The organism is Vulcanococcus limneticus LL (assembly GCF_002252705.1).
Lineage (GTDB): Bacteria > Cyanobacteriota > Cyanobacteriia > PCC-6307 > Cyanobiaceae > Vulcanococcus > Vulcanococcus limneticus.
In genome coordinates, this window is the sequence record NZ_NQLA01000017.1 from 20,971 (window position 1) to 35,040 (window position 14,070).

The following is a 14,070-nucleotide window of genomic DNA, read 5'->3' on the forward strand; positions in this document are numbered from 1 at the left end:
TGGTGGAACTCCCGGATCGGGAGGCGTGGCACGGGCGCCAGACGGGCAACCGTAGCCGGAGTGCTGGTCTTTCTCTGTCTCGCAACGGCCCAGAAGAAGACCGGCGGTAGGTTCCCCGCAGCTCTGCAGGACCCGTCGATGGATCCGATCGTCGTGCTGCTGCTGATGGCGGGGGTGATTCTGGTGGGCTCCGCCATCGCCACCGGGGTGGAGGCGGCGATTCTCACGGTGAACCCGATCCAGGTGCACACCCTCACCAAGCGGGGCGTCCCGGGGGCCCGGGCGCTCGAGCGGATCAAGAACCGACCCGGTCGGGCCCTGGCGGTGCTGGTGGTGGCCAACAACCTGTTCAACATCTCCGGCTCGATGGTGCTGGGCAGCCATGCCGACGGGGTGTTCCAGGGCGGCTATGGCGGCGCGGCCGGCCTGGTGATCTTCAACGTGGTGTTCACCCTGCTGGTGATCCTCTTCGCCGAGATCCTGCCCAAGGCGATCGGCAACAACCTGGCCATGCCGCTGTCGCTGGTGTCGGCTCGGGTGCTGCTGGTGATCGAACGCCTCAGCCTGCCGCTGCTGCTGCTGCTCGAGCGCCTGATGCCGGCCATCACCGCCGAGGCCGAACTCACCACCAACGAGCGGGAGATCCACCTGCTGGCGAGGCTCGGTTCCGAACAGGGCCAGATCGAGGCGGACGAGGCCGCCATGATCGGCAAGGTCTTCGCCCTCAACGACCTCACGGCCCGGGAGCTGATGGTGTCGCGGGTGGCCACCCCAGCCCTGGCGGGGAGCCTGAGCCTGGAGCTGGCCCGCGACCAGATCGTGGCGGCCCCGGAGGACACCTGGTGGGTGGTGCTGGGCGAAGGAGTCGACCAGGTGCTGGGGGTGCTGAGCCGCGAGGAGGCGATGGCGATCCTGCTGCGGGGAGGCGGAGGTCGCCAGGTGTGCGAGGTGTGCGATGCGCCCCTGTTCGTGCCCGAAATGATCCGGGTCGACCGCCTGCTCACCAGCTTCCGCCGCGGTGACCGCAGCGCCGTGCGGGTGGTGGTCGACGAGCACGGGGCCTTTGTGGGCCTGGTGAGCGCCGCGGCCATCCTGGGGGTGCTGGCGGGATGGAAGCGGATTCAGGGCCGTCCCGAGAGTCTCGACGCCTAGAGGGTGCTGGCCAAGTTCGCCCCCACCCCATCTAAGGTTCGGGCCAGCTTTGTAAACGCGCCCTTGACACGCCCAGCGTCTCCTGCCTGGCACGCCCTGGCCGCCGATGAGTGCCTGCAGCAGCTGGACGCGAGCCGGGCCGGCCTGTCCACGGCCCAGACCTCCGAGCGCCTCGCCCGCCTGGGCCTGAACCGCCTGGAGCTGGCGGCCGGCCGCAGCGATCTGCAGATCCTCTGGGATCAGTTCAGCAACGTGATGCTGATCATGCTGCTGGCCGTGGCGGCGGTGTCGGCGGTGGTGGCCCACGTGGAAGCCCGCTTCCCCAAGGACGCCATCGCGATCGTGCTGATCGTGGTGCTCAACGGCCTGCTGGGCTACCTGCAGGAGAGCAAGGCCCAGCAGGCGCTGCTGGCCCTGCGCAACATGGCCCAACCGATGGTTCAGGTGCGCCGCGATGGCCAGTGGCAGCGGCTGTCCAGCGAGCAGCTGGTGCCCGGTGACCTGATCCGCCTGGAGGCGGGCGACCGGGTGCCCGCCGATGCCCGCCTGCTGGAGGTGGCCGAACTGGGCCTGCGGGAGGCGGCCCTCACCGGCGAGGCCGAGGCCGTGTTCAAGAAGGCGGAGCTGGTGCTGGAGCCGGGTACGCCGGTGCTCGAGCGCCAGAACTGCCTGTTCCAGGGCACCGAGGTGGTGCGCGGCCGCGGCGTGGCCTTGGTGACGGCCACGGGCATGGCCACCGAACTGGGCCAGATCGCCGAGCTGATCAACACGGCCGGCGGCGAGGACACGCCCCTGCAGCAGCGGCTGGATGGCCTGGCCAAGGTGCTGGTGAGCGGTGCCCTCGCCCTGGTGGCGGTGGTGATGGGGGTTGGTGTGGCCATGGGGCTGGACCTGCTCAACCTGCTGGAGGTGGCCCTCTCGATGGCGGTGGCGATCGTGCCGGAGGGTCTGCCCGCCGTGATCACCGTGACCCTGGCGATCGGCACCCAGCGCATGGTGCGCCGCGCCGCCCTGATCCGGCGCCTGCCGGCCGTGGAGGCCCTCGGGTCGGTGACCGTGATCTGCTCCGACAAGACCGGCACCCTCACCCAGAACCGCCAGGTGGTGCAGGAACTGCGCAGCGGCACCGAGGCGGTGACCGTGGGGGGTCAGGGTTACGAGCCGGTGGGCTCCTTCAGCGCCACCGCCCTGACCGCCCCGGCCGGGGCCAGCCCGGGCAGCGTGCCCGGCGGTCGGTCGCTTTTGCTCCAGGCCGGGGTGCTCTGCAGCGACGCCGAACTCAAGCAGGATGGCCCCAGCGCCTGGGAGATCCTGGGTGATCCCACCGAGGGGGCCCTGGTGGTGGTGGCCGCCAAGGACGGGGTGGACGACTTCGCCCTGCGCAACCGCTTCCCGCGCTCGGCTGAGATCCCCTTCAGTTCCGAGCGCCAGCTGATGGCCGTCTGGGTGGAGGACCCGGACGGCACTCTGCAGGCGCCCCTGGGGGCGGTGGCCGCGGGTTCCAGCCGGCTGCTGATCACCAAGGGCGCTCCGGAAGTGATCGTGGCCAGCTGCGACCGCTGGCTGGATGGCTCCGGCGTGGTGCCTCTGGATCCGGCCCAGGCCCAGTGGTGGCTGGAGCAGGCCCGGGAGCTGGCCGCCGGCGGGCTGCGGGTGCTGGCCTTCGCCTGCGCCCCCCACCATCCCAGCCCGGAGCTGGAGCTGGAGCGGCAGGTGCTGCTGGGCCTGATGGCCCAGCTCGATCCCGCCCGCCCCGAGGTGACCGAGGCCGTGGCCACCTGCCGGCAGGCCGGCATCCGCCCCGTGATGATCACCGGCGACCACCCGCTCACCGCCCGGGCCATCGGCGCGGGCATCGGCCTCACCAGCGCCGATGGCGAGGTGGTGCTGGGCCGGGAGCTGGAGGGCTTCGATGACGCCACCCTGCAGCAGGTGGTGGCCCGCTGCAGCGTCTACGCCCGGGTGGCCCCCGAGCAGAAGCTGCGGATCGTCAAGGCCCTGCAGGCCAACGGCCAGGTGGTGGCCATGACCGGCGACGGCGTCAACGACGCCCCGGCCCTGAAGCAGGCCCACATCGGGGTGGCCATGGGCATCACCGGCACCGAGGTGAGCAAGGAAGCCGCCGACATGGTGCTGCTCGACGACAACTTCGCCACGATCGTGAGCGCGGTGGAGGAGGGGCGGCTGGTGTACGCCAACATCCGCCGCTTCGTGAAGTACATCCTCGGCAGCAACGTTGGCGAGCTGATCACCATCGGTGCCGCGCCCCTGCTGGGCCTCACCGGCGTGCCGATGACGCCGCTGCAGATCCTCTGGATGAACCTGGTGACCGACGGCGTTCCGGCCCTGGCCCTGGCCCTGGAGCCTGGGGAGGACGGCTTGATGCTGCGGCCACCGGCCCGCCCCGGCGAGTCGATCTTCGCCCGCGGCATCGGCCGCTACATCGTGCGCATCGGCCTGGTGTTCGCTGCCATCACGATCGTGATGATGGTGTATGCCGCCCGCAGCGGAGCCCCCTGGCAGCCCATGGTGTTCACCACCCTCTGCCTCGCCCAGATGGGCCACGCCCTGTCGGCCCGCAGTGACCTGCCCCTGAGCCGGGTCGCCCCCTTTTCCAACCCCTGGCTGCTCTGGGCCGTGGTGCTCACCACGGGTCTGCAGCTGGCCCTGCTCTACGTGCCAGCCCTCTCGAGCTTCTTCGGCACGGTGCCCCTGGCCGGCCACGACCTGCTGGTGTGCGTGGGCTTCAGCCTCGTGTTCTTCGTCTACCTGGAGCTGGAGAAGTGGTGGCGGCTGTGGCGGCGCCGTTCCAGCGCCAACGCCTGAATCTGCCGCTGAATCCAGCAGCGCCGGCCGCCCTCAGGGCTGGCGCTCCACGACCCGCTCCGTTGCGGTGGGTTCATCGGCATGGGCTTCGGCTGCCATCTGCAGCTCTTCCAGCATGCCGATACCGATGGCGAGGGGCACCAGCATCACCACCCCCAGCAGGATCAGGCCGTGGGCCCTCAGCCAGCCCACCATTGGGTTGGGGGCATGCTGCGGCTGGGGACGCCCGCAGCCACAGCACACCAGCTGCCGGCCGACCAGGCTGAGCATGTGGTCACCGCAGTGGGGACAGGCCATGCGGAATCTTGAAACAAGGTTCAACCCTGGCAGCTGGGGCTGAATGCCCGCTGTTCCCTGTGAACAGTCGGGCTGTGGGGCCGTCTGTCCGGAGCTGGAGGGCGGTTCAGATCTCGGCGATGCGGCGCACCCGCCGCCACTTCAGGCTGCTCCAGGCCAGGAACACCAGCAGCAGCGGCAGGATCCCCACCAGCACCACCAGTCGGAACTCATCCGCCGAGTCCGGCAGACTGGTGGAGAGCACCTGGTCCACCAGGTAGAGCCCGTAGAGGGCCATCAGCAGGCCGCCCTCCAGGCGGTTGATCACGCCCCCGGTCCAGAAGATCGGCAGGCAGGCCAGGGTGGTGGCCACCATCACCGGGAAATCGCGGACGAGCATCACGGGATCCACCCCCAGGCCGCGCCCGCCGCTCACCACCCCGCACAGCCCCAGGATCACGAGCTGGTTGAGCAGGTTGCTGCCCACCACGTTGCCGATGGCGATGTCGGCCTTGCCGCGGTAGGCGGCCACCAGCGAGGTGACCAGTTCGGGCATCGAAGTGCCGGCGGACACGATCGTGAGGCCGATCACGGTTTCGCTCACCCCCAGGCCCAGGGCCGCGGCGGTGGCGCCCTTCACCAGCAGCTGGGAACCCACCACCAGCAGGCCCAGACCCGCGGCCAGCTTGGCCAAGGCCACCGGGGTGGGGGCCGCGTCGGCGGCATCGAGCTCATCGCCGTCCGCCTCCGGCTCCTCCTTGGCCGTGCGCATCTCCCAGATCACATTGATCACCGTGCCGGTGAGCAGCGCCAGGCCCGCCACCCAGGTGAGCCGGCCGCCCGAGGCCATGCCCCAGGTGGCCATCGACACCCCGAGCAACAGCGGCACGTCGCGGCGCACCAGCCGGCTCTTGACCCGCAGCGGCATCACCAGGGCGCTGGCGCCGAGCACCACCAGCACATTGAAGATGTTGCTGCCCACCACGTTGCTCACGGCGATGGCATCGCCGGCGGCGTTGCCCTGGATGGTGGAGAGCAGGCTCACGAACAGCTCCGGCGCGCTGGTGCCGAGCGACACCACCGTGAGGCCGATCACGATCTGGGGAATGCCCAGCAGCAGCGAGATGGCGATCGAGCCGGCCACGAACAGTTCACCTCCGCCGAAGAGGAGCAGGATCCCGCCGAGGATCTCAAGCACGTTCCAGAGGTAGGGCATGGCGGGGGCAAGGGTGCGGGCATTATCGGCACCTGCGGCCCGCAGGCTGCGGCCGAGCGCCGTGGCCGGGCCGGGCCGATCTCCATACGATGGCCGCGAGCCCCGCCCATCCACTCCCCCCACCCCCGCCATGACCCGACCCCTGCTTTGCCTGGCCCTCCTCGGCGCCATCGGGGGCCTGAGCGGCGCGGCGAGCCCGGCCCAGGCCGCCAGCGCGACCTTCGGCTCCTACATCTCTGAGGTGGATGCCTGCAACCGGGCCCAGCTGCCACTGCCGGCCAACGCCATCGTCACCCGCACCCGGGCATGGGTCGGCCGCCAGGGCGGCACCGTGACCTACACCTGCCGTGTCGATTGGAGCGACCGCAGCGGCACCCAGCCCAGCAACCTGCCGATCCTGTTCTGACGGGCTGGGGGTAGGGCGGATGGCCTGGGCCTGGCCTCAGTCGGCCCAGCTGTCCTGGAGGTAGCTCTCCAGGAACGTATCGACCGGCAGGCCGCCCTGCTGCAGGAAGGAGAAGCCACAGAAGGCGTTGTGCATCTCCGGATCGCACCACTGCACCGTGGCCTCCAGGCTCACCACCTCGGGCGACTGGGCATCGCGCATCGTGAGCTGGCAGCGGTGGCCCACCTGTTCGTCGAGATGGCCCTGCACCAGGGCACAGCAGCCCTCCCGCGTGATGTCCCAAAGGGTGGCCGGGTAGGTGAGGCCAGCGCCGTCCTGGCCATCGCCGTCCCCGGCAAAGCTCACCTCCACCACGATCACCCCGGCGGAGAAGGGGATCGGCTGACGCTTGTGGCCCCGGGGGACCTTCTGCACGTTCGGCATCGCAGCCGTGGGAGGACGCAGCCTCAGCCTAGGGATGTTTCCCAGGGTTGCTAGCTGGGTGCTTACGGTTCGCCGCAGGGCTTGGGCGACGGCATGGGCCAGGCAGGCGTGCGGTGCGTGCGGAGGCTGGGACGTTGGCTCGGGAGGTGGCTCGGGCGTTGGCTCGTGCGGTGGCGGCGGGGGCTGCCAACCCAATGGTCTCGCCTGCGGATGGCCTTGCAGTGCCTGGAGCCGCCGCTGCCGGCTTCCGAGGTGTTCCGCCGGGTCTCGGGTTCGGTGGTGGCGATCGACGTGCCCGACGGGTCCGGCGGCGGCGTGCTGCTCAGCCGCGCGGGGCTGGTGGCCACGAACCACCACCTGGTGGAGGGCTGGAGCACGGTGCTGGTGCGGCTGACCAACGGCCACCGGGGGGCGGGCCGGGTGGTGCGGGCCTACCGCGATCCCGACCTGGCCTTCGTGCAGCTGGAGCCGCCGCTGCTGCAGGAGGCGATCGGCCTGGCCTCCCAGCCCCTGATCGGCGAGCGGGCCCCGGAGGGGCGGATGCCCCAGGTGGGTGAGACCGTGTATGCGATCGGCCATCCCCTCGGCCTCGAGTACAGCCTCAGCTCCGGCGTGGTGAGTGGCATCGATCGGTCGATCGAAGGGCGCCGCTACATCCAGCTCGATGCGGCGATCAATCCGGGCAACAGCGGTGGCCCCATCTGCGACGACCGGGCCCGGCTGGTGGGGCTGATCACCTGCAGTCGGGCCGAATCCCAGGGCCTCAACTTCGCGATCCCTGCGCCGCTGCTCTACCGCCGCTTCAACGACTACCTGCAGGAGCGGGCCCAGGGCGGCGTCCACTACTGCCCCAGCTGCGGCATGGCCTCCCGCAGCGCCGACTACTGCCACAATTGCGGCGCCCTGATCGCCCTGGCCGATGCGTTCGAGGAGCTGGGCGCCACGGCCGGATCCCCGGAAGCCCCCGGAGCCGCGGCAGATCCTGAGCCCCCCGCCGCCGAGCGCTGCCCTGTCTGTGGGGTGCCCAACCCCGAGCACCTGCCCTACTGCCCGGTCTGCGGCGCCACCCTCTGACGGTCGGCCGCGGCACGGGCAGCCGCGACACGGGCGGACGTGGCGATGACGGGCTTCCTCCCCGATCTGCTGGCCCGCTGGTTGCCCCACGAACCGGCCAGCCCCTCCCTGGAGCAGGTGGTGGACCTGGTGGATGAGGTGCTGGCGGGGCTGGGCATCGATGGCCAGCGCGAGGACGGCGACGACGGGGCCGACTGGTCGTTGCAGGTGGGCAGCGCCACCCTCGAGCTGGGCCTGCACCACAACGTGATCCTCGATGAGGACACCCTGGAGGTGCGTTCCCCGATCCTGCGGCTGCCCGAGCGCAACCTGCTGGCCTTCTACCGGCGCTGCCTGGAGCTGAACCGGATCGTGGTGGGCTGCTGCTTCGGGGTGGACGAGGACGTGGTGGTCGTGGCGACGGAGCGCACCCTGCCCGGCCTGGGTAAGCCGGAGGTCGCGCGGATGCTGCTGGATGTGGCCAGCGTGGCCGACCAGTTCGATGACGAGCTGGCCCGGGAATTCGGCGCCGAGCAACTGGGCCAGGCTCCCTAGCGTGGGGTTCAAGCCGCCCCTCGGCGCGTGTCTGATCCCGCCCCGCCGAGCTGGCATGCCCTCGCGCCGCAGGCCTGCCTGGCTGCCCTCGCGGCCGCGCCGCTGGGGCTGACGTCGGAACAGGCGGCCAGACGGCTGGCTCAGTCGGGTCCCAATCGGCTGGAGCCGGAGCGGGGCCGGAGCCGTGTGCGCATCCTGCTCGACCAGTTCGGCAACGTGATGCTCCTGTTGCTGCTGGCGGTGGCCGGGGTGGCGGCCTGGCTGGATCTCAGCGCCCAGCGGCTCCCGCGGGACACGATCGCCATCGGCCTGATCGTGGTGCTTAACGCAGCACTGGGCTACCTGCAGGAGAGCAGGGCCGAGCGGGCCCTGCTGGCCCTGCGCCAGCTGGCCCAGCCCCAGGTGCCGGTCTGCCGCGACGGTCAGTGGCAGGTTCTGGCCGCCGAGCAGCTGGTGCCGGGCGATCTGATCCGCCTGGCGGCGGGCGATCGGGTGGCCGCCGATGCCCGCCTGCTGGAGGGCAGCGAACTGGGGGTGCGCGAGGCGTCCCTCACGGGCGAGTCGGACACGGTGGACAAGCGGGCCGAGCTGGTGCTTCCCGCTGGCACGCCGGTGGCGGAGCGGCGCAACTGCGTGTTCCAGGGCACCGAGGTGGTGCGCGGCCAGGGCCTGGCGCTGGTGACCGCCACCGGCCTGGCCACCGAGCTGGGGCGCATCGCCCTGCTGCTGCGCCGCACGCCGCGGGAGCGCTCGCCGCTGCAGAGGCGGCTGGATCAGCTCTCGCAGCAGCTGGTGGGCGGGGCCCTGGTGCTGGTGGGGGCGGCGATGCTGGTGGGAGCCTGGCGGGGGCAGCCCCTGCTGGAGCTGCTGGAGATGGCGCTGGCGGCCGCGGTGGCGGTGGTTCCGGAGGGGCTGCCGGCCGTGATCACCGTGACCCTGGCCCTCGGCACCCAGCGGATGGTGCGCCGCCATGCCCTGATCCGGCGCCTGCCGGCGGTGGAGACCCTCGGTTCGGTGACGGTGATCTGCACCGACAAGACCGGCACCCTCACCGAAAACCGCCAGGTGGTGCAGACCCTGCGGGTGGGCACCGTGAGCCTGGGCTGGGGGAGCGCGTCCAGGCTCGCTCCAGATCCTGCTGTTCCCGGCCAGCTCACTCGCAGCTCCTGGACCCGGGAGGTCCCCGGGCATCCGGCAGATCCCGAGCCCTTGCGACGGGAGGTGCTGCCACCACCGGCCGGGGCCCGGCCCGGCAGCACGTCCGGGGCCCTGTCGCTGCTGCTGAGCGCCGGGGTGCTCTGCAATGACGCCCGCTGGAGTGCGGCGGTGATCGCCGGCAGCCCGGCGGCTGGCGGGAAGCAGGCGACTGGCGAGCCAACGGCCTGCGCTGGGCCAACCCTTGCGGGGCCAACCCTTGAGGCGCGAACCCTGCTGGGCGATCCGACCGAGGGGGCCCTATTGCTGGCCGCCGAGCGCGCCGGCCTCGATGGCGAGGCGATCCGCCGGCGCCACCCGCGCTCGGCCGAGCTGGCCTTCTCGGCCGAGCGCCAGTGGATGGCGGTGGCGGTGCTGGACGGCGACGGCGCTCTCCAAGCTGGCCTGGCGGATCCGGCGGCTGGGACGGACTCCCTGGCCGCAGCCGGGCAGCTCGCCCTCGCCAAGGGGGCGCCCGAAGTGCTGCTGGCCCGCTGCAACCGCTGGCTGGATGGCGCTGGCGTGGCGCCGCTGGACGATCTCCAGCGGCGCTGGTGGCTGGAGCAGGCCCAGGGTCTGGCGGCTTCCGGCCAGCGGGTGCTGGCCCTGGCCTGCGGATCGCCCCGGGCGCTGGCCCAGTTCGACGCCAGCGACGACTGGATCCTGCTGGGGCTTGTGGGCCAGCGGGATCCCGCCCGGCCGGAGGTGCCGGAGGCCCTGGCCCGCTGCCGCAGCGCCGGCATCCGCGTGGTGATGATCACCGGCGACCATCCCCTCACGGCCCGCAGCATCGGCGCCGGCATCGGCCTGGCCGACCCCCAGAGCCCGGTGCTGCTGGGCCAGGAGCTGGAGCTGCTCAGCGACGCCGAACTGGCGGTCGCCGTTGCCGGCTGCGACATCTACGCCCGGGTGCCACCGGAGCAGAAGCTGCGCATCGTCCAGGCGCTGCAGGCGGGGGGCGCGATCGTGGCGATGACCGGCGATGGCATCAACGACTCCCCGGCCCTGCGCCAGGCCCATATCGGCGTGGCCATGGGGCAGCAGGGCACGGAGGTGTGCAAGGAGGCTGCGGACATGGTGCTGCTCGACGACGACTTCGCCACGATCGTGAGTGCCGTGGAGGAGGGCCGGCGGGTGCTGGTCACGATCCGCCGCTTCGTGACCTACGTGCTGGCCAGCAACATCGGCGAGCTGGTGGCGATCAGCGCCGCCCCACTGCTGGGTGTGCCGCTCACCCCCCTGCAGATCCTCTGGATCAACCTGGTGACCGACGGGGTGCCGGCCCTGGCCCTGGCCCTCGGCCCCGTGGATCAGGCGCTGATGCAGCGGCCGCCACTGCCGGCCCGCGAGCCGATCTTCGCCCAGGGCACCGGCGCCGCCATCCTGCGCATCGGCCTGGTGTTCGCGGCCCTCACCCTGGGGCTGATGCTGGTGGCGGCGCGCTCCGGAGCCCCCTGGCCCACGATGGTGTTCACCACCCTCTGCCTGGCCCAGCTGGGCCATGCCCTCTCGGCCGGCAGCGAGCGGCCCCTGCTGGCCACCAGCCCCCTGCGCAACCCCTGGCTGCTGGGGTCGGTGCTGCTCAGCGCCACGGCCCAGCTGGCCCTGCTGCAGGTGCCTGCCCTGGCCCGTTTCTTTCAGCTCACGCCCCTGACGGCGACCAACCTGGCCATCTGCCTGGGTTGCAGTGGGCTGTTCGTCGCCTACCTGGAGGCCGAGAAGGCCGTGCGCCTGTGGCGGCGGGCGCCGACCATCCAGACGCCGACCGTTCAGCTGGATCCGGATCAGACGCTCCCGGCTCAGTCAGCCCAGTGCGGGTCCAGATAGGACTCGAGGAACTGCCCTTGGCGCAGGCTTCCCTCGGCGAAGTGGATCCCGAGGAAGGTGGACCTGAGCTCGGGGTGACTCCAGCGTGCCTGGCCCTGCACCTCCAGGCTCTGGTGGGTGGACTCGCAGATCAGGCGCACCGTCACCAGCGCACCGTCCAGCAGCTCGTCGATGAAGTCGCGCACCACCAGGCAGGCCCCGATCGGGCTGATGTCCCAGAGCTGACCCCGCGGGAAGACCTGCTCCGCCGTCACCAGCTCGGCCCGCACCGCCCCCGTCATCAGCGGCACGGGGGTTCGCCTCATGGCCCGGCGCTCGATTCGCTGTCCTGCCTGCTGATGGAGCTGCCGATCCCTCGCCGCGCTGTCGCCCTTTCTCACTTCAAACCAATCCACCGATCTTTACTAGCCAGGGGTCCGGGCCAGGACAAGTCCCTTCATGGGGCCTCTTAGGGGATGCTCCTACCTCCCATGGAGGTGTCCTGTGCGGTCTCTCGCCCTCCGGGGGGCTTGCCCTCAGATGCCAGCGCCGTCGGCGAAGGTCTCGTTTCGGGCCATGGCCTGGGTCACCGTGGCCCCCGCCGGCACCGAGGAGGTGAGCCACACATTGCCGCCGATCGTGGCGCCGCTGCCGATGGTGACGCGCCCCAGGATCGTGGCGCCGGAGTAGATCACCACGTCGTCTTCGACGATCGGGTGGCGCGGTTCGCCCTTGACCAGATGGCCGTTCTGGTCCACCGGGAAGCGCTTGGCTCCCAGGGTCACCGCCTGGTAGAGCCGCACCCGGTTGCCGATCACCGCCGTGCCGCCGATCACCACGCCGGTGCCGTGGTCGATGAAGAAGCTGTCGCCGATGCGGGCGCCGGGGTGGATGTCCACGCCGGTGCAGGAGTGGGCCGTCTCGCCGATGATCCGCGCGATCACCGGTACCCCCAGCCCATGCAGGGCATGGGCGAAGCGGTGGTAGGTGATCGCCTTGAAGCCTGGATAGCAGGCCAGCACCTCGTGCAGGCTGTCGGCGGCGGGATCGCCGATGTAGGCGGCGCGCAGATCGGTGTCGAGCAGGTGGCGGATGGTGGGTAGCTGGCTGGCGAAGTCCTGCACCAGCGCCCGTGCCCTGGCCAGGAGGTCGGCGCTGTCCGTGCCCCCGGGTTCCGCCGGATCCGGGGCGCCCGGACCTTGGGCGCTGCGCCCTTCTGCCTGGTTCACCTCCAGCTCGATGCGCACCTGCTTCGCCAGGGCTTCCAGGGCCTCCTCCAGGCTGCGGGCCACGGCGCCGTCCACGTCGTGGTCATCGCCCGCGACCCGGCTGGTGGGGTAGAGGGCGCTGCTGAGGGCCTCCACCACCTGGGTCAGGACAGCCTGGGATGGCAGGGGCAGCAGGGTGCGGGGATGGGGCCACTCCTGCTGCCAGCGCTCGCGTCCATCGCGCAGGGCCCCCACGATCCAGTCCAGGTCCCAGTGGCTCAGCGGCGTGCTCATGGGGCCAGACCCTGCTCAGTGTGGGGCATCTGTGCTGCACGGTACTGATGGGGTGGGCCGTGCCCCCTCCAGCCCCTGGCAACGGGGACGGGACAGGGCGCTTGGCCTGTTCCCTGGGGCACGCCGGGGCCAGCCTGGGGGCACGCCCTGGCGGGGCTGGCGCTGCATAGGGTCCCAGGCCAGATCCATCACGTCGTCCATGGTTGACCCGCTCACGCGCTGGCAGCGCCGCCTCTCCCTGGCCCTGGTGGCGCTGGTGGCCTCGGTGGGAATCGCCACGGCAGGACTGGCGGCGGGCGGCGTCACCCCCCAGCAGGTGATCGCCACCTTCGAGCAGAACTTCGGCGTGCACTCCGGCCAGCGCCGCAACCACATCAAGGGCAGCTGCGCCAGCGGCAGCTTCGTGGCCAACGCCAACGCGCGCCAGTATTCGCGCTCGCCGATCTTCTCTGGCCAGCCGGTGCCGGTGGTCGCCCGCTTCTCCCTGGCCGGAGGCAATCCCAAGGCCCCCGATACCGCCCGCTCGCCCAGGGGCCTGGGGCTGCAGTTCAAGCCCAGGGGTGCCGGGGTGGTCAACATGGCACTGATCAACACCCCCGTGTTCGGGGCGGCCACGCCCGAGAGCTTCCACGGCAACCTGATCGCCACCCGGCCCGATCCGGCCACCGGTAAACCCGATCCGGACACGGTCAAGGCGTTCCGCGCCAGCCATCCCGATACCAAGCCCCAGGCTGCCTTCCTGGCCGCCAACAATCCGGTGGCGAGCTACACGAGCAGCAGCTACTACAGCCTGCACGCTTTCCGCTTTCTGAACAGCGCCAACCGCTCCCAGCTGGTGCGCTGGGCCTTCGTTCCCCAGGACGGTGAACGGCGCCTGAGCGATGAGGAGCTCAAGGCGGCGCCCGCCAATTTCCTGGAGCAGCGGCTGCTGGAGCGCACCCAGCAGGGGCCGGTGAAGTGGGATCTGGTTCTCACCCTCGGCAGGCCCGGCGATGTGGACAACGACCCCTCCGTGGCCTGGCCCGAGGACCGCAAGACCGTCACCGTCGGCACCCTGACGCTGAGCGGAGCCTCACCCCAGAAGGGCGGTGCCTGCGAGGCGGTGGCGTTCGATCCGCTGGTGCTGGGCGATGGCATCGTGGCCACCAACGATCCGGTGCTGCAGTTCCGCTCCGGGTCCTATGCCATCTCCTACGACCGGCGCAACCGCGGCGTCTGACAACAGAGCCTCTGATAACCAAGCCTCTGATAACAAAGCCTCTGATAACAAAGCCTCTGATAACCAAGCCTCTGACAACAAAGCCGGGGAGATGGATCCATCTCCCCGGCTTTCCATTGATCGAGAGAAGGCGTAGCGGCTCAGACCGCCTGCAGGTTGGAGCGCTCGGCGGCGGCGAAGAAGCTCTCGCGCCAGTCATCACCCTTGCGGGCCCAAACCCAGTGGTCGCCGTTGAGGCGCTTGGAGAAGAAGCTCAGCTGGGGCACGGTGATCTGGTAGCCGTTCTCGGCGGCGACGGCGACGATCTCCTCCGGGGACTGGACCTGGCGGAGTTTCTCCTGCACGGGGCTGCTGAAGGTGGCCAGGGCGGTGAACAGATAGAAATGATCCGACGACATCGGTGACAGCGCAATCGAACGCCCTTGACCCTAAAAATCACCTC

The 14,070-nt window shown here is 70.8% G+C and carries 13 protein-coding genes; 7 read left to right on the top strand and 6 right to left on the bottom strand.

From position 1 onward, the window contains the following. Positions 1-138 precede the first annotated feature (138 nt). Positions 139-1,152, top strand: coding sequence for a CNNM domain-containing protein (locus tag CJZ98_RS08835; protein WP_094590476.1), 1,014 nt, complete (start codon positions 139-141; stop codon positions 1,150-1,152). A 63-nt stretch (positions 1,153-1,215) separates the two neighbouring features. Further along, complete coding sequence (locus CJZ98_RS08840; protein ID WP_094590478.1) at positions 1,216-3,978, top strand: cation-translocating P-type ATPase; 2,763 nt, start codon at positions 1,216-1,218, stop codon at positions 3,976-3,978. Positions 3,979-4,011: 33 nt separating this feature from the next. Here the strand turns inward: CJZ98_RS08840 and CJZ98_RS08845 are convergent, their stop codons facing one another. Together CJZ98_RS08845 and CJZ98_RS08850 are read right to left on the bottom strand one after the other, a co-directional pair. Beyond that, complete coding sequence (locus CJZ98_RS08845) at positions 4,012-4,275, bottom strand: hypothetical protein (RefSeq protein ID WP_157910933.1); 264 nt, start codon at positions 4,273-4,275, stop codon at positions 4,012-4,014. Positions 4,276-4,381: 106 nt separating this feature from the next. Beyond that, positions 4,382-5,470 carry a calcium/sodium antiporter gene (locus CJZ98_RS08850; protein WP_094590482.1) on the bottom strand — a complete coding sequence of 363 codons (1,089 nt, stop codon included), beginning with the start codon at positions 5,468-5,470 and terminating at the stop codon, positions 4,382-4,384. Positions 5,471-5,600: 130 nt separating this feature from the next. Here CJZ98_RS08850 and CJZ98_RS08855 point away from each other — a divergent pair, with 130 nt between their 5' ends. Beyond that, positions 5,601-5,876: a hypothetical protein gene (locus tag CJZ98_RS08855; protein WP_094590484.1), complete on the top strand. Its 276-nt coding sequence runs from the start codon at positions 5,601-5,603 to the stop codon at positions 5,874-5,876. Between the two features lie 36 nt (positions 5,877-5,912). Here the strand turns inward: CJZ98_RS08855 and CJZ98_RS08860 are convergent, their stop codons facing one another. After that, on the bottom strand, positions 5,913-6,299 hold the full coding sequence (locus CJZ98_RS08860) for a hypothetical protein (RefSeq protein ID WP_094590486.1): 387 nt from the start codon (positions 6,297-6,299) through the stop codon (positions 5,913-5,915). A 210-nt stretch (positions 6,300-6,509) separates the two neighbouring features. On the opposite strand from CJZ98_RS08860, the gene CJZ98_RS08865 reads away from it, so the two are divergent. Genes CJZ98_RS08865 through CJZ98_RS08875 form a run of 3 tightly spaced genes read left to right on the top strand, consistent with a single transcriptional unit; the run spans position 6,510 to position 10,928 of the window. After that, entirely contained in the window at positions 6,510-7,373 is an 864-nt protein-coding gene (locus tag CJZ98_RS08865; protein WP_108723292.1) for a S1C family serine protease, read from the top strand. Between the two features lie 45 nt (positions 7,374-7,418). Beyond that, positions 7,419-7,907 carry a YbjN domain-containing protein gene (locus CJZ98_RS08870; RefSeq protein WP_157910934.1) on the top strand — a complete coding sequence of 163 codons (489 nt, stop codon included), beginning with the start codon at positions 7,419-7,421 and terminating at the stop codon, positions 7,905-7,907. A 27-nt stretch (positions 7,908-7,934) separates the two neighbouring features. Continuing rightward, entirely contained in the window at positions 7,935-10,928 is a 2,994-nt protein-coding gene (locus tag CJZ98_RS08875) for a cation-translocating P-type ATPase (RefSeq protein WP_094590492.1), read from the top strand. Here the strand turns inward: CJZ98_RS08875 and CJZ98_RS08880 are convergent. Both CJZ98_RS08880 and epsC read right to left on the bottom strand, forming a co-directional pair. Further along, positions 10,901-11,233, bottom strand: a complete 333-nt coding sequence (locus CJZ98_RS08880) for a PilZ domain-containing protein (RefSeq protein ID WP_094590494.1) — start codon at positions 11,231-11,233, stop codon at positions 10,901-10,903. The genes CJZ98_RS08875 and CJZ98_RS08880 overlap by 28 nt on opposite strands. Before the next feature lie 210 nt (positions 11,234-11,443). Continuing rightward, positions 11,444-12,409 (bottom strand): serine O-acetyltransferase EpsC, encoded by a 966-nt coding sequence (gene epsC, locus CJZ98_RS08885; protein ID WP_094590495.1) that lies wholly within the window; start codon positions 12,407-12,409, stop codon positions 11,444-11,446. Positions 12,410-12,608: 199 nt separating this feature from the next. Here epsC and CJZ98_RS08890 point away from each other — a divergent pair, with 199 nt between their 5' ends. After that, the gene (locus CJZ98_RS08890; RefSeq protein WP_094590497.1) at positions 12,609-13,628 is read left to right on the top strand and encodes a catalase family peroxidase; all 1,020 of its coding nucleotides are present in this window, start codon (positions 12,609-12,611) and stop codon (positions 13,626-13,628) included. A 140-nt stretch (positions 13,629-13,768) separates the two neighbouring features. Here CJZ98_RS08890 and CJZ98_RS08895 read toward each other — a convergent pair whose 3' ends face one another. After that, on the bottom strand, positions 13,769-14,026 hold the full coding sequence (locus CJZ98_RS08895) for a Nif11-like leader peptide family natural product precursor (protein ID WP_094590499.1): 258 nt from the start codon (positions 14,024-14,026) through the stop codon (positions 13,769-13,771). Between the last annotated feature and the right edge of the window lie 44 nt (positions 14,027-14,070).